Below are 26351 nucleotides of genomic sequence, written 5' to 3'. Positions count from 1 at the left end.
GAATCATGGCGCCGAACCCAGACCTCCGGGCCTCGGACGCCGATCGCGACCGGGTGGCCGAGAGCCTGCGGGAGCACTGCGCCGAAGGCCGGATCACCGTGGACGAGTTGCAGGAGCGGCTTGAGGCCGTGTACGCGGCGAAGACCCTCGGGCAGCTCCAGGAGGTCACCTCCGACCTGCCGGAGGAGGATCTCTACCAGCTCCCCGTCCCGGCGGCGCAGCCGAAGAGCACCGCCTCGCCGGCCGTGCGCCGGTCGTCGAGCGACCTGGAACTCCAGCGCATACGGGCGATGTGGGGCGCCTGGGCGGTCGTCGGCGGGATCAACTTCGTCATCTGGCTGATCCTGACGGTGCAGGGATCTGGGGCGGTCTACCCGTGGTGGATCTGGGTGGCGGGCCCGTGGGGCGCGCTCCTGTTCCTCCGCACCGTCCTCGGCCGCCACCGCGACGGCTGACGCCCTCGTCCAGCGGTCACTCCACGTCCATGAGCGGCCGGTAGTTCCCGGTCGGCGCGAAGTGGGTGGTCGCCGAGCCGTCCGTCCCGATGAGGTGGATGGCGAACCCGGCGGGCTCCCCGGTGACGGCCGCGCGGCCCTGCGACGTGAGGTCCAGGAACAGCTGCCGGTAGGTGCTCGGGCACGTGGTGCTGACGGTCCCCGCCAGCGACCCGACCGACGCGCGGTGGACGTGCCCGGAGATCACCCGCACCACCTGCGGGTGCCGGGCGATCACCGACGCGAACCCGGCCGGGTCGACGAACCGCAGGTCGTCGATGAACCGCATCCCGATCGGGAACGGCGGATGGTGCGTGGCGATGACCGTCGGGGTGTCGGGCGCGGCGCCGAGCGTGCCGTCGAGCCAGGCGAGCCGCTCTTCGCTCATGTGCCCGTGGGCGTGGCCGTCCACGGTGGTGTCGCAGCAGACGAGCCGCACGCCGGCCACGTTCACGGCGTACTGCACGGGCGCCTGCGGGACGGTCCCCGTGCCCGTCACCTCATGGTGGTCGTCGAACACCTTCCGCATCTCGTCGCGATCGTCGTGGTTGCCGCACATGGGGTAGACGGCCATCGGCAGCGGCGACAGCAGCGCGTGGAGCCGGGCGTACTCGGCGTGTTTACCGCCGTCGGCGAGGTCGCCGGTGATGACGACGGCGTCCGGCCTGGCCGGCAGCGAGAGCAGGCTCGACACCGCCGCCCGCAGCGCGCGCACCGGTCCCGAGCCGTCGTCCACCTCGCCGTCCCGTCCGGCCGCCAGGTGGATATCGCTCAGCTGCGCGATGATCGCCATCGATCGTCTCCCCCTTGCCCAAGCACATCACGGACCTTCGGTTCAGGCGCCACCGGCACGGCACCGGGACGATCTTCGCCCCCGCCGCCCCGCACTGTCGACTCGGGGCGCCACCTGCCGCCCGGCCGGTTCCCGGCGCTGTCACGCAGAGGCACGCGGCCCCGACCCTGGGCGAACGCGACGCGGGCATTTCGTGCTTGTTGGGCTCGGAAACGCGGCGTATGCCCGGAAGTGCGGCCTATGCGACGTGCGGGATCACCAGGGAGAGGGCGGAGGTGACCTCTTCGGCGGCGGGCGCCACGTCGGGGACGACGTCGCGGAGCGCGAGCCAGCCGTTGATCGCCTGGACGGTCGGCTTCGCCTCCACGAGCTGCGGGTCGTCCAGCCCGTAGTAGGCGGCCACCTTGGACCAGCGCCACAGCCGGTGCCCGGCCGTCGACATCTCCGACGAGGGGAAGCCGGCCGCGCCGCGGGAGCCGGTGATGGCGTGCCGGACCGAGTCGAGGGAGCGTCCGACCCGTTCGGCGATGTCGCGGATCGTCAGCAGCGGGTCGGCCTCGACCTGCAGGACGTGCACGCCGGGCGCGCTGGCCTCGACGTGCTCCACCACCTCCATGATCGCCGCGGCGAGGGTGGCGCCCGGCCAGGAGCAGGACGCGTTGCCCGGACGGTCGGCGTGCTGCGGCTCGCTGATGATCGACACCGTGACGGCGCCGTGGGTGCGGCCGAACAGCGGGTCCAGCTCGTCCTCGTAGAGGGGACGGCTCAGGATCAGCGCGAAGTCATAGCTCGGCATGCTGATCCTCCTCGAACGTATCTCTCCTGAAAGGTACAACGCGCACGCGATGTATGCTTGGGTCGGGAGGAGTCTCCGGACCCGTGTCATGCGCTGATTTCGCATTGGACGGCCGGTTGACGTAGACTCCTTAGTCGGTCCGTCGCCGACCGTCTGATTCCCCTTCCTGACGCCTCCCGCGTCGCGGTGTGGATTGTGGATTGCGGTCGATTCTCCTCCGGGAGCCGGGCCGAGTCCAATGAGCCGATCAGTGAAGCGCGGAGGACATGCCCAAGAAAGAAGGGGCCATCGAGATCGAGGGCACCGTCATCGAGTCCCTCCCGAACGCCATGTTCCGGGTGGAGCTCGACAACGGGCACAAGGTGCTCGCCCACATCAGCGGCAAGATGCGGATGCACTACATCCGGATCCTGCCGGACGACCGCGTCGTTGTGGAGTTGAGCCCCTACGACCTCACGCGCGGTCGGATCGTCTACCGCTACAAGTGAATCCCACTGGGGTTGCCTTCCCCGTGCGTGGCGGCGCGGGGGTGACCCTGATCTCTAGGAGACCCAGTGAAGGTCAAGCCGAGCGTCAAGAAGATCTGCAAGAACTGCCGGATCATCCGGCGGCACGGCCGGGTCATGGTCATCTGCTCTGACCCGCGCCACAAGCAGCGCCAGGGCTGACACAGGCCGGGCGCGGCACAACAGCTAGCGCATCGCAACCTTCACACGGGCAGCCGTACGACCGTCGAAAGATCGGTTCGTGCGGCACCGCCGTGTGAGGACCACCCCCGGATCGTCGGAGGCCGGGGCCGCCACCCGGGCAGGGTGTTCGCGGACGCGATGCGTCCATACCTCCGCGCAACGAAAGGGAACTGCCCACATGGCACGCCTCCTCGGCGTCGACCTCCCGCGCGAAAAGCGCCTGGAGGTCGCTCTCACCTACATCTTCGGCATCGGCCGGACGCGCGCGCTCGAAACCCTCGCGGGCACCGAGATCAGCGGCGACATGCGGGTGCACCAGCTCGGCGACGACGAGATGGTGAAGCTCCGCGACTGGATCGAGGCGAACTACAAGATCGAGGGTGATCTTCGCCGCGAGGTCCAGGCGGACATTCGCCGCAAGATCGAGATCGGGTGCTACCAGGGCGTCCGGCACCGCCGCGGGCTTCCCGTGCACGGTCAGCGCACGCAGACCAACGCGCGCACCCGCAAGGGCAAGAAGAAGACCGTGGCCGGCAAGAAGAAGGCCGGCAAGAAGTAGTCCGGAGTCGGTCCTCCGGATCGATGACCTCAAGAGTAGAGAGAGCAGATGCCTCCTAAAAGCCGTGTCGGCGCGAAGAAGGTGCGCCGCAAGGAAAAGAAGAACGTCGCTCACGGGCACGCCCACATCAAGAGCACGTTCAACAACACGATCGTCTCGATCACCGACCCCAACGGCAACGTGATCTCCTGGGCCTCGTCCGGCCACGTCGGCTTCAAGGGCTCCCGCAAGTCCACGCCGTTCGCCGCGCAGCAGGCCGCCGAGGCCGCCGCCCGGCGCGCGATGGAGCACGGGATGCGCAAGGTCGACGTCTTCGTGAAGGGCCCGGGCTCGGGCCGCGAGACCGCCATCCGGTCGCTGCAGGCGACCGGCCTCGAGGTGGGCTCGATCCAGGACGTCACGCCCGTTCCGCACAACGGCTGCCGCCCGCCCAAGCGTCGCCGGGTCTGAGGCAGGGGAGATCTAAGACAATGGCTCGTTACACCGGTGCGGACTGCAAGCTCTGCCGCCGCGAGAAGATGAAGCTGTTCCTCAAGGGCAGCAAGTGCGAGGGCCCCAAGTGCCCGATCGAGATCCGTCCCTACCCGCCGGGTGAGCACGGACGCGGCCGGCCGAAGGAGACCGAGTACCTGCTGCAGCTTCGCGAGAAGCAGAAGGCGCGGCGCATCTACGGCGTGCTGGAGCGGCAGTTCCACAACTACTACGTCGAGGCGAACCGCCAGCAGGGCAAGACGGGCGAGAACATGCTCGCCCTCCTGGAGCGCCGCCTCGACAACGTGGTCTACCGCGCGGGCTTCGCCAAGTCCCGCGACATGGCCCGCCAGCTCATCCGCCACGGCCACATCAGGGTCAACGGCAAGAAGGTCAACATCCCGTCGGCGCTGGTGACCGAGGCCGACATCGTCGACGTCAAGCCGAAGTCGCTGGAGATGGTCCCGTTCCAGGTCGCCAAGGCCGAGGTCGGCGACCGTCCCGTCCCGGCGTGGCTCGGGGTGGACGGCGAGAAGATGCGGGTCCTCGTGCACTCGATGCCGGTCCGGCAGCAGATCGACGCTCCCATCCAGGAGCAGCTCATCGTCGAGTACTACTCGAAGTAGAGACTCGGCTCCGCCGGGATTCCGCGGTGTCATCCGTGGGATCCCGGCGAATCGGGGAACACTCACAGTCGCGGTAGTCAAATAGCGGGCACCGCGGAAAGAAGGCACCACCATGCTCATCGCTCAGCGTCCGACTCTCACCGAAGAGCAGGTCGACGAGTACCGGTCGCGGTTCACCATCGAGCCGCTGGAGCCGGGCTTCGGCTACACGATCGGCAACTCGCTGCGTCGCACCCTGCTCTCCTCGATCCCCGGTGCGGCCGTCACCAGCATCCGCATCGAGGGCGTCCTCCACGAGTTCTCCACCGTTCCGGGGGTGAAGGAGGACGTCACCGACATCATCCTGAACCTCAAGGAGCTCGTCGTCTCGTCCGAGCACGACGAGCCGGTGGTCATGTACCTGCGCAAGCAGGGCCCGGGCGAGGTCACCGCGGCCGACATCGCGCCGCCCGCGGGCGTCGAGGTGCACAACCCCGACCTGCACATCGCCACGCTGAACAACAAGGCCAAGCTGGAGATGGAGCTGACGGTCGAGCGCGGCCGCGGCTATGTCTCCGCCGCGCAGAACAAGCAGCCGGGCCAGGAGATCGGCCGGATCCCGATCGACTCCATCTACTCGCCCGTGCTGAAGGTCACCTACAAGGTCGAGGCGACCCGCGTCGAGCAGCGCACCGACTTCGACCGCCTCATCCTGGACGTGGAGACCAAGCAGGCGATGCTGCCGCGCGACGCGGTCGCGTCCGCCGGCAAGACCCTCGTCGAGCTGTTCGGGCTGGCCCGGGAGCTCAACGTCGAGGCCGAGGGCATCGACATGGGCCCGTCCCCGACGGACGCGGCGCTCGCCGCCGACCTGGCCCTGCCGATCGAGGAGCTGAACCTCACCGTCCGCTCCTACAACTGCCTGAAGCGCGAGGGCATCCACTCGGTGGGCGAACTCGTCGCCCGCTCCGAGCAGGACCTGCTCGACATAAGGAACTTCGGCGCCAAGTCGATCGAAGAGGTCAAGCAGAAGCTCAACGACATGGGCCTGTCGCTGAAGGACTCCCCGCCCGGGTTCGACCCGAGCGCGGCGGCCGACAGCTACAGCGACGACGACCAGAGCTACGCCGAGACCGAGCAGTACTAGAAACCAGATCCCGGACGGCCGGGGGCGCGTTCCCCGGCCGTCCCGGGACCAGCTGACACCGGTACCTGACACGGCCGGTGCAGGAAGGAAGCACAATGCCCAAGCCCACCAAGGGCGCCCGCTTCGGCGGCAGCCCCGCTCACCAGCGCCTCATCCTGGCGAACCTGGCGACGGCGCTGTTCGAGCACGGCCGCATCACCACCACCGAGGCCAAGGCCCGGCGGGTGCGTCCGCTGGCCGAGAAGCTGATCACCAAGGCCAAGAAGGGCGACCTGCACAACAGGCGCCTGGTGGCCCGGACGATCCGCGACAAGGGCGTCGTGCACGAGCTCTTCACCGAGATCGCGCCGCGCTTCGAGAACCGCCCCGGCGGCTACACCCGCATCACGAAGATCGGCCCCCGCAAGGGCGACAACGCGCCGATGGCCGTGATCGAGCTGGTGCAGGAGCAGATGCCGTCGGTCTCGACCGCCAAGGCCGCGTCCACCACCAAGGCCGCGCCCGCGAAGGCGAGCGAGGACGTCGACCTTCCCGCCGAGGACGAGGTGACCCTCAGCAAGGCCGAGGACACCAAGGCCGAGGACACCGACGCCGAGGAGACCGAGGGCGACGACACCGGCGCCGACGCCGAAGCGAAGAAGGACGAGTAGCCTCTGGCTGCAGACCGTCGGTCTCGCACCCCGTGCATATGGGGGTGATCTGACCCCTTGGCTAATCCATTAATGGTCTAGGCCGACATGATGGTTTGGGTCCGCCGTCCGGTACAGGACGGCGGGCCCTCTTCTTTGCCAGACTTGATCGCATGGTCATGGCAGGCGGGCGAGCATTCGCAGGGGAGCGTGTCAGGGGGGTTCCCGTAGGGCGGGGCGGCTCATCGGGAGAACGGACGGGGAGTGACAGAGAAGGACAGCTCAGCTGACATGACCGCTTTGGTACGACTCCGGCTCGATATCTCCTATGACGGGTCGGACTTCGCGGGCTGGGCGAGGCAGCCGAACCAGCGGACCGTCCAGGGCGTCATCGAGGACGCGCTGGCCCGCATGCTGCGCCTGGACCCGCCGCCCATGCTCACCGTCGCCGGCCGGACGGACGCCGGCGTCCACGCCCGGGGCCAGGTGGCCCACCTGGTGGTGCCGGTCGCCGCGTACTCGGCGATCAACGGGACGATGCCGCGGCGGCTCGCCGGGCTGCTGCCGCCGGACGTGCGGGTGTGGCGCGTGTCCATCGCCCCGGAGGGGTTCGACGCGCGGTTCTCCGCCCTGTCCCGCCGCTACGTGTACCGGGTGTGCGACAACCCCGTCGGGGTGGAGCCGCTGCGCCGCCACGACGTGCTCTGGCATCCGCGTCCGCTGAACCTGGCCCGCATGAATGATGCCGCGCGGCGGCTGCTGGGCGAGCAGGACTTTGCCGCCTACTGCCGAAGGCGGGAGGGTGCGACGACCATCCGGGAGCTGCTGCGCTACGAGTGGGCCCGCGACGACCGCGACCCGCACCTGGCGCTCGCGACCGTGGAGGCCGACGCGTTCTGCCATTCGATGGTCCGCGCGCTGGTCGGGGCGCTGCTGATGGTCGGGGACGGGCGGCGCGAGGTGGAATGGCCGGCCGAGGTGCTCGCGGCACGCGTCCGCGACTCCGGTGTGAACGTGGCACCCGCGCACGGGCTGTCGCTGGAGGAGATCCGCTACCCGGAGGACGACAGCATGGCCAAGCGCGCCCAGGAGACGCGCCGCGTCCGGACGCTCAACGCCGCCGCGGCCGCGGAAGCCGCAGCGGCGGAGGCCGCGGCGACCGGAGAAGGCTCCGGCCCCTCGTCCGAGAGGGAAACCTCCTAGCGCACGGTGCGGCGGCCGTCTATGGCGTGGGTCAGCTTCCGGCGCGGGCGATGATCGGGCGCAGGTCGTAGTCCAGGAACTGCTGGGCGGCCTGCCTGATCGTCTGGTCGCCGGGCTCGGCCTTCTTGCCGTTCGCCCACTGAACGTAGGCGTAGGCGACGTACCGGCCGCGGACGGTCGTGGCGGCGTATCCGCCGGCGCGGTCCAGGTCCGGGGCGTTCTTGCCGCCCATGCCGCGGAACCACTCGTACTTGGCGGGGTTCCCGGCCTTGCTGATCGCGAGCGCGGCCTCCTTCGTCGGCATCACCGCGATTCCGGACGTGACGGCGAGCGAGCTCTTCCGGTCGATGTACGTCGCGCGGACGATCTTGCGGCACTGCTCGCGCTCCAGCGCCTTGAGCATCGCGCCCCTGGCCGCGTACGACGGCTCGCGGTTCAGGGACCAGCGCTCGCGGGTGAAGGTCCGTCCGCCGAGCTTGATGACCTCGGTGGGGAACACGTCGCGGAACGCCAGGTCCTTGGTGTCGCTCTTCTCGTTCGTGATGTCCACGGGCGTGGACGGGACGGCGGTGCCCGGCGGGGTGCCCGCCGGCGTGGACGTCGCGGCGGGGGACTCGACGGCCTGGCCGCCCTTGCCCTCGTCGCCGCTGGAGCCCGGCCCGCCGATGACGAACAGGGCGGCGGTGGCGGCGAGGACGGCCGCCGCGACCCCGCCGATCAGCAGCGGCCTGCGCCTGCTGCCGCCGCCCGCGCCGCGATGCGGGGGACGTCCGGGCGGCGGCGGTGTGTCGATCGGGGCGCCGCCCTCGGCGTGGTAGATCGGCGTGATCACCGGTGGCTGCTCGGCGGTCGCCGCGGCGTTACCGGTGTTCGCGGCGTTCCCGGCGTTCCCGGGGGCCTCGGTCTGCGGGAACGGTCCGCTGCCGGTGGGCGGCTCGACGCCGGGCGGCAGGATCGCGTCCGGCACGAGAACCGGCGCCAGCGACGCGGACGACGCGTTCTCGGCCTCCTTGGCCTTCTCGAACGCGGGGTCTGCCTCGGGCGGCGCGAGCGGCGCCGTGACGGTTTCCTGGGCGGGTCGCTGTTCCACGGGAGCGTCCACAGCGGTCTCCTCCGGTGCGGCATCGTCCGCTGGACGGACGGGCGGGAAGCCGTCGGGATCGGTGTCGCCGCCGGCGGGCGGACGCTTCACGATCGGCGCGGCGGGCACGGCGCGGCGGGAGTCGACGCTGGGGACGCCGACTCCGGCGACGAGCCTCCCGGGCGGGAGGTCGGTGGTCTCAATCCCGGCCGGACGGTCCTCGGCGGGCGCGGCGGGCACCGCGCCGAAGACGATCTCCTCGGGCTCGGGCTCGTCCGCCGGTGCTTCTTGTGCGGGTCGTCCGCCCTCTGCGGCGGGGGCGTCTTCGGGAGGCGTGTCCTCGGCCTCGGCGGGCGGGGCCGCGTCGGAGGACTCGGCGGCCCACCAGGGAGCCTCAAGGCCGAACGCGGGCGGCCTGATGGAGGCGTGCGGCGCCTCCTCCGCGATCGAGGCGTCGGCGGAGGGCGTTTCGGCGGAGGGCGCGTCGGCGGGAGCCGCGTCGGCGGGGGGCGGCCCGGCGGCCGGGGGCACCGCGCCGCCGAAGCTGGGCGGCACCGGGTCGGCGAGGACGTCGGACGTCCCCGCCGGCTCGGCGGACTCCCGGGTGTCTCTAGGTCCAGACATAGGCAGAGAGGGTATTCAAACGGGTCACTTTTGGAGGGGTTTGCCTTCGGTTTCTCTGTAGTGCAGGGCGAGGGCCAGGTTGCTGCCCTTCACCATCTGCGTACCGAAGACACGGACGGCCGCATGGTACTTGCTCGCGATTTTCTTGCCGTCCGGCCGCTGCACCCACGTCATCACCAGGTAGTGTCCGCGCGCCTGGGAGGTGCCGAGCGCCTCGCCCTTGCCGTTGGTCTTGGAGACGCCCTTGCCGGGCAGCGCCAGCAGGAAGGCGTCCTTGGCGGCGGCGGCCTTGACGGCCTGCTCGGCCGCGGCCTGGTTCTCGAGGTTGAACACACCGACGGTGCCGATGAGGGAGCCGGTGGTGAGCGCGTACGTAGCCCGTAGCGCCTGCGTGCAGCCGCCCTTCTTGAGGACCCTGTCCAGCTTGGCGCCGCCCGCGACGCCGGTGCAGTTCTTCGTCGAGGCCACGGCCGTCCGGACGTACCGGTACTTGCCCGCCTTGAACTTCCCGTTGCCGAAGACCTCCTTGAGCGTCAGCGGCTTCGGGTCGGTCGTGCGGCTCTGCAGCTTCACCGGCGCCAGGACGGGCTGCGGCGGGCTCGGGGTGCCCTGCGGTTGCTTGGACTCGGCGGCCTTCGGCGACGCCGGCTCGGAGTCGTCCTTCAGTGCCGACGACAGCGCGACGCCGCCGCCGATCAGCAGGAGCCCGGCGACCGCCGCGCCGCCGATGACGAGCGGCAGGCCGCGGCGCCGCTCGGGCGGGTTCGGCCCGCCACGGGAGGGATCACCGCCGGACGGCCCTGGAGGCCCTGGCGGCACGCCTTCGTAGGCCCCGTAGGACTGGTCCGGCGGGAAGGAGGGAGGCGCGTTCCCGGCGGCGGGCTCGTCGGCCCACGCGACGGTCTGATCCGCCGCCCCGCCGTACGGCTCGCCGCCGAACGGCTCGTTCCCGTACGGCTCATTGCCGGAGGACTGGTTGCCGAAGGATTCGCTACCGAAAGGCTCGTTGCCGAACGGCATCGCACCTGGCCCCTCCTCGCGTGGCGCGAAGGGGGCTTCGTCGTTGTCGTGGCCGTACGGCGGCGCTTCGGCTCCGGGTCCGTACGGCGCGTGCGGCGGCTGCTGATGAGGGGGCCAGCCGCCGGGCTTGCCTTGATCGCCCGGATAACCCATGGCTTGGACCTTACCGTTCCTCGTTCAGGGCTCTGGACCTTCGCGACACCCACCATGACATGGGGGCGAACCGGACGCCGGTGATTTCGCGAAGGTCAGGGTCATGATCATTTCCAGCCGAAGTCCTGTGTCCACAGCGGGCCGCCGGGTCCTGAGGCCTTGCCGACGCCGATGGCGCGCAGGTCGCAGTTGAGGATGTTGGCGCGGTGTCCCGGGCTGTCCATCCATCCCTTCATCACGGCCGCGGCGGTCGAGTAGCCCTTCGCGATGTTCTCCGCGCCGGGGCTGGGGTAGCCGGCGTCCTCCATCCGCTTCCACGGGCTGTCGCCGTTGCGCGAGGTGTGGTCGAAGTAGCCGTTGGCCGCCATGTCGGCGGAGTGCCGGCGGGCCGCGGTGACGAGCCGCTGGTCGACGTGCAGCGGCTCGCAGCCCGCCTTGGCGCGCTCGGCGTTGGTGAGCGACACCACGGCCGCCTCCGCGCCGGACGACCCGCCCGATCCGCCGGGCGAGCGCGCGCCGTCGCCCGGTGCCCTGCCCGTCTCGGGCGGCGTGCCGGGCCCGGACGGCTTGCCCGCCGCGCCGCCGGGCGCGCGCATCGTCTTCAGCGGCGGCGTCGGCACGTCCGCGTTCGGCGCCGGAGCGCCGCCGCCCGCGGGTGCCTTGCCGCCGCCCGCGGCGCCCGTCCCTGGCCCGGACCCGGTCGACGGGTCGCTCTGCGGCCCGGGCTCGACGATGTCGGGCGTCCGCGCCTCGGGCCCGGCCGAGGTGGTCGGCTCCGAGCGCAGCTCCGGCAGCAGGAGCCGGTCGATCGCGACGCCGACGCCGATGGCGAGGCTGGACGCGGTGACGGCCACAACGATGCTGCGCCGCGCCCGCCCGCGCCCCTTGACTTGGGGTCGACGACCGTCGCCCTGGGGCGGACGTCCGGCGTTCTGAGAGTGCCGGCCGCCCTGCGGCCGCCGGTGGTCGTCGTGCGGCGCGCGGCGTCCGGACGGCGGGCTCGGCCGGGGCGCGTCGCGCCGGGGGCCACTGGCGACGAGTTCGTCACCGTAAGGGGAGGTGCGGCGGCGGGAGGCGTCAGGGGACGCGGCGCCGGGCTGCCCGATGTACCCGGGCTGGCGGCGTCCGGCGGGATCACCTGGTCTGCGGGGAGTGGACAGCGGGGGCTCCCGGGTGCGGGCCGGCGTATGCCGGCGTGGACCGGTCGCCCGGCACAATATCCCGGTATTCACCCCCTGTTACGAAGATCGCCCAAAAAAGATCAATACAACTACTAGGTGTAACTCGTCCGCCGCTGACCGTTCCATTCCGGGCCGATCGGGCGGACCGCGGAACGGCCACGAGGGCCCCAGGCGCGGGCCGTTTTGACCCTTGGGCGCGCGGCCGAGTATCCTGCCTGTTTGTTGTGTGCGTCGTGCCCGCCGACGGCGGGCAGTAGACGACGCGACGACGTGTCGGTGTGCCCCAGGAGTGTTCGCGTCAGGCGACGCGGGCGCCGGTCCGGGCCCCGGCATCCCGGAGCGCCAGGTCGGACGATCCTCTGATCGGCGCGAGCAGGATTCCGCTGACGGCGCCCGCCCCGTGAGGGCGGGCGAGGATCGAAACCGCCTGTAAGTCGACGAGAAACGAAGGCCTACGACCGTGCGCACGTACACCCCTAAGCCCGCTGACGTCCAGCGTCAGTGGTACGTCATCGACGCGACCGATGTCGTGCTTGGCCGTCTCGCCAGTCAGGTCGCGCAGCTGCTCCGGGGTAAGCACAAGCCGATCTTCGCGCCGCACCTCGACACCGGTGACTTCGTCGTCATCGTGAACGCCGAGAAGGTGGCGCTGTCCGGCAACAAGCTGGAGCAGAAGCGCGCCTACCGGCACTCCGGCTACCCGGGCGGCCTCCGCTCGGTGACCTACGCCGACCTGCTGGCCAAGCACCCCGAGCGGGCCGTCGAGAAGGCGATCAAGGGCATGCTGCCCAAGAACTCCCTCGGCCGGAAGATGTTCGGCAAGGTGAAGGTCTACGCCGGGCCGGACCACCCGCACCAGGCGCAGAAGCCGGTGCCGTTCGAGATCACCCAGATCAGCCAGATCAAGAAGTGACGCCCGCGCACGCCGACGCGCGTGCGCACCCGGAACAGCGGCCGCCGGGGCACCCGTGAGACGGGCCAGCCGCCCTGGCTAGAACACCCCAAGGAGAACCGTGGACGAGACCACCGAACCGGCCGTCGAGGCCGAGTCGTACGAGGACGCGCCGTCCGAGTACAGCACCGAGACCCCCGAGACCGCGGGCGAGGGCCTTCTCGGCCAGCCCATCGCGACGGGCCCCGCGGCCGGCACCGGCCGCCGCAAGCAGGCCATCGCGCGGGTCCGCATCGTCCCCGGCAGCGGCCAGTGGAAGATCAACGGCCGCACCCTGGACCAGTACTTCCCGAACAAGGTCCACCAGCAGATCGTGAACGAGCCGTTCGTGCTGCTGGGCCTGGAGGGCCAGTTCGACGTGCTCGCGCGCGTGAACGGCGGCGGCACCACCGGGCAGGCCGGCGCGCTGCGCCTCGGCATCTCCCGCGCGCTGCAGTTCGGCAACATCGAGCACCGCCCGGCGCTGAAGAAGGCCGGCTTCCTCACCCGCGACGCGCGGGTGCCGGAGCGCAAGAAGGCCGGTCTCAAGAAGGCCCGCAAGGCCCCGCAGTACAGCAAGCGCTAATTCCCAGGGGGGCGACCCCCTGGAACCCCCGTCACGGTCGGGAGGCCGTTTCCCGAGCCGCTGGCGCGTCTCGCGAAACGGCCTCCCGACCGGCGGGTCGTGCGACCTCCGGCGCTGGGCGCCTACGGCCGCACGACCCGTGCCCCGGCTGAGGTCCGTCCAAGGGGTGCCCAGGTCGTGGACGGTCTACGCCGGTTGTTGGGGGTTCGTAGGGGCGGTGGCCACTAGATTTGACCGCGCGGAGCGGGCAGGGGTGTGAACCCCCAGATCCCGTCCGCGCGGTCTTTCGTCTTTATCGGGAGTGAAGCTGTGGGTCGTTTGTTCGGGACTGATGGTGTGCGTGGGCTCGCCAACCGCGATCTGACCGCGCCGCTCGTCATGGACCTGTCCGTCGCGGCGGCGCGGGTGCTGGGCGAGCAGGGCGCGTTCAAGGGGCACCGGCCGCTGGCGGTGGTCGGGCGCGATCCGCGGGCGTCCGGCGAGTTCCTGGAGGCGGCCGTGGTGGCGGGCCTCGCGAGCTCCGGGGTGGACGTGCTGCGCCTCGGCGTCCTGCCGACGCCCGCGGTGGCGCACCTGACGCACCAGCTCGACGCCGACCTCGGCGTGATGCTGTCGGCGTCGCACAACCCGGCCCCCGACAACGGGATCAAGTTCTTCGACCGCAGCGGCCACAAGCTTCCCGACGAGCTCGAGGACCGCATCGAGGCGCGGCTCGGCGAGGTGTGGGACCCGCCGACCGGCGCCGGGGTCGGGCGCGTCCGGGAGGCGCACGGCGCGGTCGAGCAGTACGTCGCGCACCTGCTGTCGACCGTCCCGGTGTCGCTGGACGGCCTGCGCGTCGTGGTCGACTGCGCGAACGGCGCGTCCAGCGACGTGGCGCCCGAGGCCCTGCGCCGCGCCGGCGCCGAGGTGATCACGATCGGGACGGCGCCGGACGGCCTGAACATCAACTCGGGCTGCGGTTCCACGCATCTGGAGGCGCTGCAGCACGCCGTCCGGGAGCACGGCGCGGACGCGGGCATCGCCAACGACGGCGACGCCGACCGCTGCCTGGCCGTGACCGCGTCCGGCGAGATCGTGGACGGCGACCAGATCATGGCGATCCTGGCGCTGGACCTGCGGGAGGCGGGCGCGCTGGCCGCCGACACCGTCGTCGCGACCGTGATGTCGAACCTCGGGTTCAAGCTCGCGATGCGCGACGCCGGGATCAACGTGGTGGAGACGGCGGTCGGCGACCGGTACGTCCTGGAGGCGATGAAGGAGGGCGGGTTCGGCTTCGGCGGCGAGCAGTCCGGCCATGTGATCATGCTGGATCACGCGACGACCGGCGACGGGGTCCTGACCGGCCTGCACCTGCTCGCCGCGATGATCCGCCGCGGCCGCCCGCTGGACGAGCTGACGAAGGTGATGACGCGGCTGCCGCAGGTGCTCATCAACGTCAAGGACGTCGACAAGAACCGCGCGAAGACGTCGCCCGAGCTCGCCGCGGCCGTGTCCGCCGCCGAGGCCGACCTCGGCGACACCGGACGCGTGCTGATCCGGCCGAGCGGCACCGAGCCGATGGTCCGCGTGATGGTCGAGGCGGCGTCGGAGACGCAGGCGCAGACGGTCGCCGAGCATCTGGCGGGCGTCGTGAAGACCGCCCTGGGCTAGCCTTCGTCGATCTCCAGCCGGCCGACCTTCAGGTGCTTGATCTCGACGGTCCCGGCCTCCAGGTGGCCGACGACGGCGCGCTTGACGACGAGTTTCCCGATCGCGACCGCGCCGACCGCCAGCGCGCCGACCGCCATCGACCCGAGCGCGAGCGCGCCGAGGCCGTTGCCGGGGCGCAGCGTGAGGCCGGTCAGGGAGGCGCCGGTGACCTCCGCGCCCGTCGCACGCGCGCCCACACCGCGTTCCGTCCGGACGCGGGGCCGCTCGTCCGCGGGTGCCTTCTCATCGTGGGATTCGCTGCTCATGCGACGAGCATAGGAGCCGCCGGGCTAGCACCTTCCGAGGAAGGTCTGGAGGGCGTCGTGGTCGGCGCGGGTTATGGGGAGTGCGTACTTCTTCGCGACGGCGATGTATTTGACGCCGTAGGTGCACTGGAACGCCTTCCGCGGCTTCCATTCGCCGGGGCCGGAGTCGCTTTTCTGCTGGTTGGGCACGCCCCACACGGCCAGCAGGTTGCCGTGGTCGTTGGCGAACCGCTCCCGCCGGTCCTCGGTCCAGCGGGACGCGCCCATCCGCCAGGCGAGCGCGAGCGGGTAGACGTGGTCGATCTGCACCTCGGCGGCGTCCCGCTTGGCGAAGGCGATCTCCTTGCCGGTGTAGGGGTCGCGGAGGCGGCCGGACAGGACCACGCACCGGCCCCTCTTCTCGACCGCCGTCAGGTCGCGGGCGAGGACGTCGTTGCGCTGGTCGCAGCCGTTGCGGTCGACGTCCTTCCAGCGCGTGCCGAACCTGTCGCGCTCGTAGCCGCCGCCGTCGCGCTCGGACGCGATCCGCAGCCCGGACAGGTCCCGGCGGGCCCGCGCCTGGTCGCCCGGCGCGGGCGCTTCGCCGTTCGGCGGCGGCGAGCCGGTCTCCGAGAGGCCGACGTCGGCGTCGCAGGCCGCCGTCGCCAGCGGGACGGTGAGCGCGACGCATGCCAGCGCCGTCCGTCCGGCCGCCCGGGTCATGGCCTCACCGTCCTGGTTTTTCCTAGCTTTTACCCATATCGGACGATCAAAGCGTAGGGCTCGGCCTCGTGGTCACGTCCGCGCGCCGAGTAAGGCAGCATGTGCCTGTGCTTCATCTCAGAGCGATCGTCCCGTCCGACCGGACCGACGCGGTCTGCGAGGCGCTCGCGGACTGCCCCGGAGCCACCAACGTCGTCGTCCTCCCGGGTGCCGCCCGCTCTCCGCGCGGCGACCTGGTGACCAGCGACATCGCCCGCGAGTCCGCCAACGAGATCCTGGACGCGCTGCGCCGCCTCGACGTCGACCGGGACGGGTCCATCGCGCTCGACAAGGTCGACCTGACGCTCTCCGACAAGGCCGACGAGGCGATGGAACGTGCCCCCGGCCACGGCGACGACGCAGTCGTCTGGGAGGAGCTCGACCAGCAAGTCAGCGAGGGGACGGCCCTCACCTGGTCGTTCGTCGCGTTCCTCGCGCTCGCCACGCAGCTGGCCGGGATCGCGGCGCTGATCGACTCACCGGTCCTGGTCGTCGGCGCGATGGTGCTCGGGCCGGAGTTCGGCGCCGTCGCGGCGATCTGCTACGGGCTCCTCCGGCTCCAGCCCCGGCGGATCGTGGACGCGGTCCGGGCGCTGGCCGTCGGGTTCGCCGTCGCGATCGTGATCACCTATCTGTGCGCGCTGGTCAGCCGGTGGATCGGCGTGATCGAGCTGGACCGGCTGCCCGACGAGCGCCCGCTCACCGCGTTCATCTACAGCCCGGACCGCTGGTCGTTCATCGTCGCGCTGCTCGCCGGGGCCGCCGGCGTGCTGTCGCTCACGGCGGGCAAGTCGTCGGCGCTGGTCGGGGTGTTCATCTCCGTCACCACCGTGCCCGCCGCCGGGAACCTCGCGGTCGCGATGGCGCTGCGGCACGGCAGCGAGATCACCGGGTCGGTGCAGCAGCTCGCCGTCAACTTCGCCGGCATGATCATCGCGGGCACGCTGACGCTGCTCGTCCAGCGGGTGCTGTGGGCGGCCGTCCTGCGCGGGCAGGACAGAAGGGTCGCCCGCAGGCGAACTTAGGTCGATCCGGAATCTGGCCGAAAGGCTGAGGCACATCGCTCTTTAGGCTGACGTGACGTGACGCGCCAGCCACTAGGTTCGTATCCATGCCGATCATCGCCACCCAGGGCCTGACGATGAGGTTCCCCCGGGTGACCGCCCTGGACGACCTCTCCGTGGCCGTCGAGCCGGGCGTCGTCGGGCTGGTCGGCGCCAACGGCGCCGGCAAGTCGACGCTCATCAAGATCCTGCTCGGGCTGATGCCGCCCACCTCCGGGACCGCGACCGTGCTCGGCCTCGACATCGCCCGCGAAGGTCTGCGGATCCGCGAGAGCGTCGGGTTCATGCCCGAGTACGAGTGCCTCCCGCCGGACGTGTCCGCGACGGAGTTCGTCGTCCACATGGCCAGAATGTGCGGGCTGCCGCCGACCGCCGCCCGCGAACGCGCCGCCGACACGCTCCGGCACGTCGGCCTGTACGAGGAGCGCTACCGCCCCATCGGCGGCTACTCCACCGGGATGCGCCAGCGGGTGAAGCTCGCCCAGGCCCTCGTCCACGACCCGAAGCTCGTCTTCCTGGACGAGCCCACCAACGGCCTCGACCCGGCCGGACGCGACGAGATGCTCGACCTCATCCGCCGGATCGGCGCCGAGTTCGGGATCAGCGTCCTCGTCACGTCCCACCTGCTGGGCGAGCTGGAACGGGTCTGCGACCACGTGGTCATCATCGACGGCGGGAAGCTGCTGCGCTCCCAGGCCGTCGAGGCGTACACGACCGCGAGCGGCGTCCTCACCGTCGAGGTCGACGAGGGACGCGACCAGCTCGGGCAGCACCTGCACGACCGAGGCGCCGCCGTCCATCCGGAGGGCCGGTTCCTCATCGTCGACATCGCGGGCGAGACGACCTACGACCTGATCCGCGACGGCGTCGCCGACCTCGGGCTGCGGCTGATCCGGATGGAGCAGCGCCGCCACCACATCGAGGAGGTCTTCCAGACCGGGCCCGAGTCGCCGGCGCCGCCGGGCGTGCCGCCGGCCGCCGGGACCGTCCCGCAGGAGGTGTCCCGGTGAGCACGAGCACGATCCACGACATCGGGTACCGGCACTACGACGGGCGCCGCAACGGCCGCGCCTACGTGCTGCGGTCCCTGTACGTGCACAACCTGCGCGCCGCGTTCGGCCTCGGCCGCCCCGTGCGGGCGAAGATCATGCCGTTCGTGCTGGGCGCGCTCATGCTGCTGCCGGCCGCCGGGTCGGTCGCCGCGTTCGCGTTCACCAACGAGGAGGACGCGCTGATCCCGTACTCCGAGTACGCGGATCTGATGCAGGTCATCGTGGCGATCTTCCTGGCCACGCAGGCGCCGGTGCTGGCCTCGCGGGAGGTGCGCTTCCACGTCATCCCGCTGTACTTCTCCCGTCCGGTCGGCCATCTCGACTTCGTCGTGGCCAAGGCCGGGGCGATGGTGACCGCGCTGTTCGCGCTGCTGGCGGTGCCCGTCACCGTCCTGTACGTCGGCGGGCTGGTCACCAAGGCGCCCGACTCGGGGGAGCAGCTGCTGAAGTACCTCGGCGGGCTCGTCGGCTGCGTGCTGTACGCGCTGGTCCTCGCCGCGATCGGGATGGTGGTCGCGGCGTTCACGCCGCGGCGCGGCTTCGGCGTCGCCGCGGTCATCGCCGCCTACATGATCCCCACCGCCGTCGCGGGCGCCGTCCAGGGCATCGCCGAGGCGGAGACGAACTTCACCCTCCAGGGCTGGATCGGCCTGCTGGCGCCGTTCAACCTGGTCGACATCGTCGAGGTCCGGCTGCTCGGCGCCGACTCGGCGTCGCCCGGCATCGCGCCAGGCATCACCGGCGGCGTGGTCGCCCTGGCGGTGTGCGCCGTCCTCGTCCTCGGCTCGATCGCGGTTCTGTACCGCCGGTTCCGGAAGGCGGGCCTGTCATGAGCGAAGCGAACCGGGGGGTGTGGGGGGTCGTCCCCCCACAGGGAGCACAGCATGAGTGAGTTGATTCTGGACAAGGTTTCGCGCTGGTACGGCAACGTCGTCGCCGTCAACGGCGTGTCGATGAAGGTCGGGCCGGGCGTCACCGGGCTGCTCGGGCCGAACGGCGCCGGGAAGTCGACGCTCATCCACATGATGGGCGGGTTCCTGCAGGCGTCGTCCGGGTCCGTCACGCTGGACGGGACGCCCCTCTGGCAGAACCCCGGCGTCTACCGCCATCTCGGCCTCGTCCCGGAGCGGGAGTCGGCGTACGACTTCCTCACCGGCGAGCAGTTCATCGTCGCGATGGCGAAGCTGCACAAGCTGCCCGACCCGGCCGCCGCCGCGCGCCGCGCCATCGGCCTGGTCGAGATGGACTACGCCGCCGGCCGGCAGATCGGCAACTACTCCAAGGGCATGAAGCAGCGCATCAAGATGGCGTCCGCGCTGGTGCACGACCCGCCCGTCCTGCTGCTGGACGAGCCGTTCAACGGCATGGACCCGCGGCAGCGGCTCCAGCTCATGGACCTCATCCGCCGGATGGCCGACGAGGGCCGCACGATCCTGTTCTCCTCGCACATCCTGGAGGAGGTCGAGCGGCTCGCCACCCACATCGAGGTGATCGTCGCGGGGCGGCACGCCGCGTCCGGCGACTTCCGCAAGATCCGGCGGCTGATGACCGACCGGCCGCACATCTTCCTCGTCCGCTCGTCCGACGACCGGCGGCTCGCCGCCGCGCTCATCGCGGACGGCTCGGCCCGCAGCGTCCAGCTCACCGAGAAGGGCCTGCAGATCGAGGCCGTCGACTTCCAGCGCTTCACCTGGCTGCTGCCGCAGGTCTCGCGGGACGCGGACGTGCGGCTGTGGGAGGTCTCCCCGTCGGACGAGTCCCTGGAAAGCGTCTTCTCCTACCTGGTGGCCCGATGAACTCCACGATCGCGATGATCACGTTCCGGTCGATGCTCGGCCGCAAGCGTGCGCTGCTCCTGCTGGGACTGCCGCTGATCCTGCTCGTCCTGGCGGCCATCCTGCGGATGACCGGCAACAACGACCTGGACGTGTCCTCGGGCGTCCTGCAGCAGTTCGGCCTCGCGACCCTGCTGCCGCTGCTCGCGCTGATCGCCGGCACGGGCGTGATCGGGCCGGAGATCGACGACGGCCAGATCATGTACGTGCTGACCAAGCCGATCCCGCGCGAGGTGATCGTGCTGACCAAGCTGGTCGTCGCGATCATCCTGGTGACGGTGTTCGCGGTCGTCCCGACGCTGCTATCGGGGCTGGTGCTGGTAGGCACGACCGCGGAGGTGACGCCCGCGTTCACCGTCGGCGTCCTGGTGGGCGGCGTCGCCTACAGCGCGGTGTTCGTCGCGCTCGGCGTCGCGAGCCGCAACGCCGCCACGATCGGCCTGCTGTACGCGCTGGTCTGGGAGTCGCTGCTCGGCAGCTTCGCGCCGGGCGCCAAGTCGGCGTCCATCCAGCAGTGGTCCCTGTCGGTCACGGACGCGCTCACCAGCGCTTCGCCGGTCGAGTCGTCCGTCAACCTGACCGTGGCGATCACGCTGCTGATCGTGGTGACGGCCGTGGCCGCCTTCCTGGCGGCATTCCGCCTCCGCTCCCTCACGGTCGCCAGCGCCGACTAGGGGACGGAAGACCGGACGGTCATTGCGCCTCGTAGGGTCCCGTGACGACGATGATCACGGGATGGCCGTCCAGCTCCCGGGGGACGCTCCGCTCCACCGGCCCGCTCGTGACGTGGACGCGGATCACGTCCGTCCCGTCCTCCCGGCGGGCGTGGTCGAGCGCCGCGACGCCGTCGATCGCGAGGAACCGGCACCGCTCCGCCCTGCGGTCGTTCACCCTCTGGGCCGCCGGGCGCGGCTGGGACATGGGCGACCCGGCCGCCGCATCGAGCGGCGTCCCGAACCCAGCGGCTCGCCGTCTACGTCAGGCCGCGCGGCGGTCCGCGCCACGGCGCGTGACGCGGGAGACCCGCGCGGACGACGGGAGACCCGCCCGGACGGCACGTGTTACAACGGGCTGGAGGGTCCGATCGTCCAGCAGGGAGTGTGCTCATGTCAGTCTCGCGCCGTCGGCTCCTGGCCGGGACGGGCGCGGTGGGGGCGGGGATCGCCTTCAGCGGCGCCGTCGAGCAGCTGTTCGCGGGGGACGCCGACGCCGTGCCGGTCGGCGGCCGCGACGGGTACGGGCCGCTGGTGCCCGACCCGAAAGGCGTGCTGGACCTGCCGCGCGGCTTCCAGTACACGATCCTGTCGCGCGAGGGGGAGCCGCTCCGGTCCGGGGAGGGGCCGGTGCCGAGCCATGCCGACGGGATGGCGGCGTTCGCCGGATCAGGAGACCGCACCTGGCTCGTCCGGAACCATGAGAACCGGCCGGACGCCGAGCACCGGGTGCCGCCGGTCAAGGGCGTCACCTACGACCCCGCGGGCCTCGGCGGCTGCACCGCGCTGGAGGTCGACCGCGCCGGACGGGTGCACACCGAACGCGTCGCCATCGCCGGGACGGCGGTGAACTGCGCGGGCGGCCCCACGCCGTGGCACACCTGGCTGACCTGCGAGGAGACCGAGGACAAGGCGGGCACCGGCGGCTACGCCAAGGACCACGGGTTCGTCTTCGAGGTCGACCCGTACCGGCGGGACAGGACCGTCCCGGAACCGCTGGCCGCGATGGGACGGTTCCAGCACGAGGCGGTCGCCGTCGACCCGCGTGACGGCGTCGTGTACGAGACCGAGGACGCGTTCGAGAAGCCGTTCGGCCTCTTCTACCGGTTCCTGCCGAAGAAGCCGAAGGGCGGGGCCGGGAGCCTGCGGGCGGGCGGACGGCTTGAGGCGCTGCGCGTCCCCGACGTCCCCGACCTGTCCGTCGTGCGGAAGCCGGGCACGGTGTTCGACCGCGTCGAGTGGCTGCCGGTGCCCGACCCGCTCGCCAAGGAGACGCCCATCCGGTTCCAGGACTTCGGGCCCGGCGGCGTCACGCACGCGCAGAAGCTGGAGGGCTGCTACTGGGGCGGCGACCGCGTCTACTTCGTGTCGAGCTACGCCCGCAAGAAGGAGGGGTCGGGCGCCGACCATTTCGGGCAGGTGTGGTCGTACGAGCCGTCCGCGGGCCGCCTCACGCTGGTGATCGTGTTCGGCCCGGACACCGACGTGGAGGCGCCGGGCGAGTCGCCGGACAACATCTGCCTCGCCCCGCACGGCGGCCTGATGGTCTGCGAGGACGGCGGCGGCGCGCAGCACGTCTACGGCGTGACGCGCCGGCGCAAGGTGTATCCGATGGCCCGGAACAGGCAGAACATCGGCACGGACGGCAAGCCCGAATGGGGCGAGTTCGCCGGCGTCACGTTCTCCCGCGACCGCCGGACGACGATGTTCGTGAACGTCTACGACCCCGGCACGACCTTCGCGATCACCGGCCCCTGGGACCGCCGCTAGCCCTCGTCCCGGGCGTCAGCCGTCGCGGCGCCGCGCTGCGGCCCGCCGCTCCTCGATCTCGCGGGCGCGGGCGGTCTGCGGCGTGCCGTCGCGGTCCCGGCCGAGCCTGCCCGCCGCCACCGACGACGCCAGGACCTCGCAGATCAGCCGGACGCCGAGGAGGCTCGTCACGTCCGACTGGTCGTAGGGCGGCGAGATCTCGACCATCTCCATGCCGAGCAGCCCCTCGGCGGCGAACCGGCGGACGAGCTTCAGCACCTCGCGCGGGTACAGGCCGCCGGGCTCCGGCCAGCCCGTCCCGGGGGCGAACCCGGGGTCGACGGCGTCGATGTCGAACGACAGGTACACGCCCTCGGCGCCGCCGCTCCAGGCCACCTCCAGGGCGAGGTCGGCGGTCCTGTCCACGCCGAGCCGCTCGACGTCCTCCGCGGTCATCACCAGCGAGCCGCCGTCGCGGACGGTGCCGACGCCGGGCCGCGGGACCTGCCAGCCGCCGATCCCGATCTGGACGAGGTTGCCCAGGTCGAAGTGGTGCTCGTGCGCGGCCCAGTAAAAGGGCGTGGTGTGCATGCGCTCGTCGAGGTCGCGCTTCTGGGTGTCCAGGTGCCGGTCGAAGTGGATGACGCCGATCTTCTTGCCGAAGGCGTTCATCACGCCCCTGGCGGTCGGGAAGCCGATCGAGTGGTCGCCGCCGAGCACCACCGGGAACGTCCCGTGCGCCACCAGGTGCTCGACGCCCTTGGTGATCTGGTCGAACGCCTTCTCGATGTTGGCCGGGGTGATGAAGATGTCGCCGACGTCCACCATGTCGAGCTGCTCGCGCAGGTCGATGCCCTGCTCGAAGTAGTACGGCGAGTACAGCGACGAGATCCGCCGCATCCCCTCCGGCCCGAACCGCGGTCCGGGACGGTAGGTGGTGCCGGTGTCGAGCGGCGCGCCCACCACGGCGACCTCGTGCTCGCCGACCCGGTTGACGTCCTCCAGGAACGGCGCCCTCAGGAACGTGTTGATCCCGGAGAAGTGCGGCAGCTCGCCGCGCTGGAAGGTGGACGCCAGTTCCTTGTCCTCGATCGAGTCAGCCGGGGGGAGACCGAGCCGGTGCGTGCGGCGCAGCTCTTCCCGGTACCGGTCGTCGGTGAGCTCCGCCTCCAGGTGCTTGGCCTTCTCGCCGTCCAGTTCGGCCCGCGGATCCTCGTCCGCGCCTCGCCCTCCCATGCCGCGCCTTCCCTTGGGTGACCACGCGTACGCAGGCGTTGCTTCCCGGTGGGCGTGCCGATAGCGCAAAGGCGAGGTAGGGCTTCGGTCAGATGCGGCGCAGGCGCACGCGCTGGACGGCGTGCTTGCGGTCCTTGTGGAGGACGAGCGTGGCGCGGGCGCGGGTCGGGAGGATGTTGGAGACGAGGTTGATCTCGTTGACGTCCCGCCAGACGCGCTGGGCGAACGCGGCGGTCTCGTCCTCGTCCAGCTCTATCGCGTACTTGTGGAAGTAGGAGCGCGGGTCGGTGAACGCGGTGCGGCGCAGCGCGAACAGCCGGTCGACGTACCACTGCCGGATGTCCTCGACCCGGGCGTCGACGTAGATGGAGAAGTCGAAGAAGTCGGACACGCCGAGCGCGCCGGGCGGCGGGGCCTGCAGCACGTTCAGCCCCTCGACGATCAGGATGTCGGGGCGCCGGACGGTCTGCGCCGCGCCCGGGACGATGTCGTACTCCAGGTGCGAGTACACCGGGATCGACGCCTCGTCCGCGCCCGACTTGATCGACGACACGAACCGGACGAGGGCGCGCCGGTCATAGGACTCGGGGAAGCCCTTGCGGTCCATGATCCCGCGCTCGGACAGGACGGCGTTCGGGTAGAGGAAGCTGTCGGTGGTGACCAGCTCCACGGTCGGGTGCTCGGGCCACCGGGCGAGCAGCGTGCGCAGCAGCCGGGACGTCGTGGACTTGCCGACGGCGACGCTGCCCGCGATGCCGATGATGAACGGGGTGGGCTGGACCTCGCCGCCGAGGAAGCCGCTGACGGTGTCGCGGAGCCGTCCGTCCGAAAGGAAGAACAGGTTCAGTAACCGCGACAGCGGCAGGTACACATCCTCGACCTCCGCGATGTCGATCGGGTCCTTGAGACCGCGCAGAGCGTCCAGTTCGCCGGGTGTGAGGGGCAGCGGCGTGTTCTCGCGCAGAGCCCGCCAGGCGTCCCGGGAGAGTTGCACGTAGGGGCTCGGCACGCTGTCCCATCCGGTCGTCATGGCTGAACAGTAACCGGGCGGCTCGGCCGGTCACGGCGTTTTCACCGGTCGTCCACGTTAGCGTCACCCGACTACGCCACTTGCGGTAGGCCCTGGTCGGGGCACCGAATAGAGTTGCCGCCATGTGCGGAATCGTGGGGTACGTAGGCGGCCGTCCGGCGCTCGACGTGGTCGTGGAGGGCCTGGCGCGGCTGGAGTACCGCGGCTACGACTCGGCCGGGGTGGCCGTGCTGGCCGACGGGAAGCTGGCGACGGCGAAGCGCGCGGGCAAGCTCGTGAACCTCCGGGGCGCCCTGGCCGAGGAGCCGCCGCCCGCCGGGACGCTCGGGATGGGGCACACGCGGTGGGCGACGCACGGCCCGCCGAACGACCGGAACGCGCACCCGCACGTCGACTGCACCGGCTCCGTCGCGGTGATCCACAACGGGATCATCGAGAACTTCGCCGAGCTGCGGGCCGAGCTGGAGGAGAGCGGCCACGGGCTCGCCTCCGACACCGACACCGAGGCGGTCGCGCACCTGCTGGAGGACGAGCTGAAGGCCGTCGGCGGCCTCGCCGGGACGGCCGGGTCGGGCGGCGGGCTCGCCGAGGCGATGCGCCGCGTCTGCCGCCGGCTGGACGGCGCGTTCACGCTGGTCGCGGTGCACACCGGCGACCCGGACCTGGTCGTCGGCGCCCGCCGGAACTCGCCGCTGGTCGTCGGGATCGGCGACGGGGAGAACTTCCTCGCCAGCGACGTCGCCGCGTTCATCGCGCACACCCGCGACGCGATCGAGCTCGGCCAGGACCAGGTCGTCGAGCTGCGCGCCGGCGGGGTGGAGATCACCGACTTCGAGGGACGTCCCGCCGAGGTGCAGGAGTACCACGTCGACTGGGACGTGTCGGCCGCGGAAAAGGGCGGCTACGACTACTTCATGCTCAAGGAGATCGCCGAGCAGCCGCGGGCGGTCGCCGACACCCTGCTCGGCCGGATCGGCACGGACGGCCGCCTCCGCCTGGACGAGATGCGCATCCCCGACCGCGAGCTCCGCGAGGTCGACAAGATCATCATCGTGGCGTGCGGGACGTCCTACCACGCCGGGCTGATCGCCAAGTACGCGATCGAGCACTGGGCGGGGCTGCCGTGCGAGGTGGAGCTGGCCAGCGAGTTCCGCTACCGCGACCCGATCCTGTCCCCGGCGACGCTGGTCATCGCGATCTCCCAGTCGGGCGAGACGATGGACGCGCTGATGGCCGTCCGGCACGCCAGGGAGCAGAAGGCGAAGCTCCTCGGGATCTGCAACGTCAACGGCTCTACGCTGCCGCGCGAGTGCGACGGCGTCCTGTACACGCACGCGGGGCCGGAGATCGCGGTCGCGTCCACGAAGGCGTTCCTCACGCAGCTCGTCGCCGTCTACCTCATCGCCCTCTACATCGCGCAGGTGCGCGGCACCAAGTGGGGGGACGAGGTGTTCGCGATGGTGCAGCTCCTGGAGCGGATGCCGGAGAAGGTCGCGAAGGTCCTGGAGACGATGGAGCCCGTCCGGGAACTGGCCCGGTCGCTGGCGGGGGAGCGGTGCGTGCTGTTCCTCGGCCGCCACGTCGGCTTCCCGGTCGCGCTGGAGGGCGCGCTCAAGCTCAAGGAGCTCGCGTACATGCACGCGGAGGGCTTCGCGGCGGGCGAGCTGAAGCACGGCCCGATCGCGCTGATCGAGGAGGGTCTGCCCGTCGTGGTGATCGTGCCGCCGCGGGCGCGGGACGTCCTGCACGACAAGATCGTGTCGAACATCCAGGAGATCCGGGCCCGCGGCGCCCGGACGCTCGTGATCGCCGAGGAAGGCGACGAGTCGGTGGTGCCGTACGCGGACACGCTGATCGGCGTCCCGGCCGTCCCGACGCTCCTGCAGCCGCTGGTCACGACCGTCCCGCTGCAGGTGTTCGCGTGCGAGCTAGCCACGGCGAAGGGCCACGACGTCGACCAGCCGCGCAACCTCGCCAAGTCCGTCACGGTCGAGTAGGCGCGAGTGGCGGG

The 26351-nt window shown here is 71.2% G+C and carries 29 protein-coding genes; 19 read left to right on the top strand and 10 right to left on the bottom strand.

What is annotated here, in order from left to right:
- The first annotated feature begins 5 nt into the window (after nucleotides 1–5).
- Nucleotides 6–455, top strand: a complete 450-nt coding sequence (locus E1287_RS02525; RefSeq protein WP_131963141.1) for a DUF1707 domain-containing protein — start codon at nucleotides 6–8, stop codon at nucleotides 453–455.
- 16 nt (nucleotides 456–471) lie between these two features.
- Here the strand turns inward: E1287_RS02525 and E1287_RS02520 are convergent, their stop codons facing one another.
- Together E1287_RS02520 and E1287_RS02515 are read right to left on the bottom strand one after the other, a co-directional pair.
- Nucleotides 472–1287, bottom strand: coding sequence for a phosphodiesterase (locus tag E1287_RS02520; protein WP_131963140.1), 816 nt, complete (start codon nucleotides 1285–1287; stop codon nucleotides 472–474).
- Nucleotides 1288–1525: 238 nt separating this feature from the next.
- On the bottom strand, nucleotides 1526–2083 hold the full coding sequence (locus tag E1287_RS02515) for a hypothetical protein (RefSeq protein WP_131963139.1): 558 nt from the start codon (nucleotides 2081–2083) through the stop codon (nucleotides 1526–1528).
- 266 nt (nucleotides 2084–2349) lie between these two features.
- Here E1287_RS02515 and infA point away from each other — a divergent pair, with 266 nt between their 5' ends.
- From infA to truA, 8 genes are all read left to right on the top strand, one after another.
- Entirely contained in the window at nucleotides 2350–2571 is a 222-nt protein-coding gene (gene infA, locus E1287_RS02510) for a translation initiation factor IF-1 (RefSeq protein WP_018657567.1), read from the top strand.
- A gap of 66 nt (nucleotides 2572–2637) precedes the next feature.
- A complete protein-coding gene (gene rpmJ, locus E1287_RS02505) occupies nucleotides 2638–2751 on the top strand; it encodes a 50S ribosomal protein L36 (RefSeq protein WP_131963138.1) in 114 nt (37 codons plus the stop codon).
- A 199-nt stretch (nucleotides 2752–2950) separates the two neighbouring features.
- Nucleotides 2951–3331, top strand: a complete 381-nt coding sequence (rpsM, locus tag E1287_RS02500) for a 30S ribosomal protein S13 (protein WP_131963137.1) — start codon at nucleotides 2951–2953, stop codon at nucleotides 3329–3331.
- 48 nt (nucleotides 3332–3379) lie between these two features.
- A complete protein-coding gene (gene rpsK / locus E1287_RS02495; protein WP_021596710.1) occupies nucleotides 3380–3781 on the top strand; it encodes a 30S ribosomal protein S11 in 402 nt (133 codons plus the stop codon).
- Between the two features lie 20 nt (nucleotides 3782–3801).
- Complete coding sequence (rpsD, locus tag E1287_RS02490; RefSeq protein ID WP_131963135.1) at nucleotides 3802–4428, top strand: 30S ribosomal protein S4; 627 nt, start codon at nucleotides 3802–3804, stop codon at nucleotides 4426–4428.
- Between the two features lie 112 nt (nucleotides 4429–4540).
- On the top strand, nucleotides 4541–5554 hold the full coding sequence (locus tag E1287_RS02485; protein WP_131963133.1) for a DNA-directed RNA polymerase subunit alpha: 1014 nt from the start codon (nucleotides 4541–4543) through the stop codon (nucleotides 5552–5554).
- Nucleotides 5555–5649: 95 nt separating this feature from the next.
- Nucleotides 5650–6204 carry a 50S ribosomal protein L17 gene (gene rplQ, locus E1287_RS02480; RefSeq protein WP_131963131.1) on the top strand — a complete coding sequence of 185 codons (555 nt, stop codon included), beginning with the start codon at nucleotides 5650–5652 and terminating at the stop codon, nucleotides 6202–6204.
- 270 nt (nucleotides 6205–6474) lie between these two features.
- Nucleotides 6475–7386: a tRNA pseudouridine(38-40) synthase TruA gene (gene truA / locus E1287_RS02475; RefSeq protein ID WP_207933976.1), complete on the top strand. Its 912-nt coding sequence runs from the start codon at nucleotides 6475–6477 to the stop codon at nucleotides 7384–7386.
- Nucleotides 7387–7417: 31 nt separating this feature from the next.
- On the opposite strand, the gene E1287_RS46215 is transcribed toward truA, so the two are convergent.
- The 3 genes from E1287_RS46215 to E1287_RS46210 all read right to left on the bottom strand — a co-directional run bounded on the left by E1287_RS46215 (nucleotide 7418) and on the right by E1287_RS46210 (nucleotide 11118).
- Nucleotides 7418–9091, bottom strand: coding sequence for a hypothetical protein (locus E1287_RS46215; RefSeq protein ID WP_131963129.1), 1674 nt, complete (start codon nucleotides 9089–9091; stop codon nucleotides 7418–7420).
- Nucleotides 9092–9115: 24 nt separating this feature from the next.
- Nucleotides 9116–10264 carry a hypothetical protein gene (locus E1287_RS43495; protein ID WP_165968855.1) on the bottom strand — a complete coding sequence of 383 codons (1149 nt, stop codon included), beginning with the start codon at nucleotides 10262–10264 and terminating at the stop codon, nucleotides 9116–9118.
- Nucleotides 10265–10371: 107 nt separating this feature from the next.
- Nucleotides 10372–11118: a CAP domain-containing protein gene (locus tag E1287_RS46210; RefSeq protein WP_279502892.1), complete on the bottom strand. Its 747-nt coding sequence runs from the start codon at nucleotides 11116–11118 to the stop codon at nucleotides 10372–10374.
- A 787-nt stretch (nucleotides 11119–11905) separates the two neighbouring features.
- On the opposite strand from E1287_RS46210, the gene rplM reads away from it, so the two are divergent.
- The 3 genes from rplM to glmM all read left to right on the top strand — a co-directional run bounded on the left by rplM (nucleotide 11906) and on the right by glmM (nucleotide 14615).
- Nucleotides 11906–12358 (top strand): 50S ribosomal protein L13, encoded by a 453-nt coding sequence (gene rplM, locus E1287_RS02455; RefSeq protein WP_131963127.1) that lies wholly within the window; start codon nucleotides 11906–11908, stop codon nucleotides 12356–12358.
- Nucleotides 12359–12458: 100 nt separating this feature from the next.
- A complete protein-coding gene (rpsI, locus tag E1287_RS02450; RefSeq protein WP_131963125.1) occupies nucleotides 12459–12962 on the top strand; it encodes a 30S ribosomal protein S9 in 504 nt (167 codons plus the stop codon).
- 309 nt (nucleotides 12963–13271) lie between these two features.
- Nucleotides 13272–14615, top strand: a complete 1344-nt coding sequence (gene glmM, locus E1287_RS02445) for a phosphoglucosamine mutase (RefSeq protein WP_131963123.1) — start codon at nucleotides 13272–13274, stop codon at nucleotides 14613–14615.
- Here the strand turns inward: glmM and E1287_RS02440 are convergent.
- On the bottom strand, nucleotides 14612–14920 hold the full coding sequence (locus E1287_RS02440) for a hypothetical protein (RefSeq protein ID WP_131963121.1): 309 nt from the start codon (nucleotides 14918–14920) through the stop codon (nucleotides 14612–14614). The genes glmM and E1287_RS02440 overlap by 4 nt on opposite strands.
- Before the next feature lie 24 nt (nucleotides 14921–14944).
- A complete protein-coding gene (locus E1287_RS02435; RefSeq protein ID WP_131963119.1) occupies nucleotides 14945–15622 on the bottom strand; it encodes an HNH endonuclease family protein in 678 nt (225 codons plus the stop codon).
- 107 nt (nucleotides 15623–15729) lie between these two features.
- On the opposite strand from E1287_RS02435, the gene E1287_RS02430 reads away from it, so the two are divergent.
- The 5 genes from E1287_RS02430 (at nucleotide 15730) to E1287_RS02410 (ending at nucleotide 20286) form a co-directional block, all read left to right on the top strand.
- Nucleotides 15730–16686, top strand: a complete 957-nt coding sequence (locus E1287_RS02430) for a DUF389 domain-containing protein (protein ID WP_131963117.1) — start codon at nucleotides 15730–15732, stop codon at nucleotides 16684–16686.
- Nucleotides 16687–16772: 86 nt separating this feature from the next.
- Nucleotides 16773–17735: an ABC transporter ATP-binding protein gene (locus E1287_RS02425; protein ID WP_131963115.1), complete on the top strand. Its 963-nt coding sequence runs from the start codon at nucleotides 16773–16775 to the stop codon at nucleotides 17733–17735.
- Complete coding sequence (locus E1287_RS02420) at nucleotides 17732–18610, top strand: ABC transporter permease (RefSeq protein ID WP_131963113.1); 879 nt, start codon at nucleotides 17732–17734, stop codon at nucleotides 18608–18610. Before E1287_RS02425 ends, E1287_RS02420 begins: the two co-directional genes overlap by 4 nt.
- Nucleotides 18611–18661: 51 nt before the next feature.
- Nucleotides 18662–19573 (top strand): ABC transporter ATP-binding protein, encoded by a 912-nt coding sequence (locus E1287_RS02415; RefSeq protein WP_131963111.1) that lies wholly within the window; start codon nucleotides 18662–18664, stop codon nucleotides 19571–19573.
- Nucleotides 19570–20286 (top strand): ABC transporter permease, encoded by a 717-nt coding sequence (locus E1287_RS02410; protein ID WP_131963109.1) that lies wholly within the window; start codon nucleotides 19570–19572, stop codon nucleotides 20284–20286. Before E1287_RS02415 ends, E1287_RS02410 begins: the two co-directional genes overlap by 4 nt.
- Before the next feature lie 19 nt (nucleotides 20287–20305).
- Here E1287_RS02410 and E1287_RS02405 read toward each other — a convergent pair whose 3' ends face one another.
- Nucleotides 20306–20503 carry a hypothetical protein gene (locus E1287_RS02405; protein WP_131963107.1) on the bottom strand — a complete coding sequence of 66 codons (198 nt, stop codon included), beginning with the start codon at nucleotides 20501–20503 and terminating at the stop codon, nucleotides 20306–20308.
- 215 nt (nucleotides 20504–20718) lie between these two features.
- Here E1287_RS02405 and E1287_RS02400 point away from each other — a divergent pair, with 215 nt between their 5' ends.
- Nucleotides 20719–22095 carry an alkaline phosphatase PhoX gene (locus E1287_RS02400; RefSeq protein ID WP_131963105.1) on the top strand — a complete coding sequence of 459 codons (1377 nt, stop codon included), beginning with the start codon at nucleotides 20719–20721 and terminating at the stop codon, nucleotides 22093–22095.
- A 15-nt stretch (nucleotides 22096–22110) separates the two neighbouring features.
- Here the strand turns inward: E1287_RS02400 and E1287_RS02395 are convergent, their stop codons facing one another.
- Both E1287_RS02395 and coaA read right to left on the bottom strand, forming a co-directional pair.
- Nucleotides 22111–23310, bottom strand: a complete 1200-nt coding sequence (locus tag E1287_RS02395) for an agmatinase family protein (RefSeq protein WP_131963103.1) — start codon at nucleotides 23308–23310, stop codon at nucleotides 22111–22113.
- 88 nt (nucleotides 23311–23398) lie between these two features.
- Nucleotides 23399–24340 (bottom strand): type I pantothenate kinase, encoded by a 942-nt coding sequence (gene coaA / locus E1287_RS02390; protein ID WP_131963101.1) that lies wholly within the window; start codon nucleotides 24338–24340, stop codon nucleotides 23399–23401.
- A 122-nt stretch (nucleotides 24341–24462) separates the two neighbouring features.
- Here coaA and glmS point away from each other — a divergent pair, with 122 nt between their 5' ends.
- Nucleotides 24463–26337, top strand: a complete 1875-nt coding sequence (gene glmS, locus E1287_RS02385) for a glutamine--fructose-6-phosphate transaminase (isomerizing) (protein WP_131963099.1) — start codon at nucleotides 24463–24465, stop codon at nucleotides 26335–26337.
- The last annotated feature ends 14 nt before the right edge of the window (nucleotides 26338–26351 follow it).

It is taken from the genome of Actinomadura sp. KC06, from assembly GCF_004348735.1.
GTDB lineage: Bacteria > Actinomycetota > Actinomycetes > Streptosporangiales > Streptosporangiaceae > Spirillospora.
This window is presented reverse-complemented; position numbering and strand designations above follow the sequence as displayed.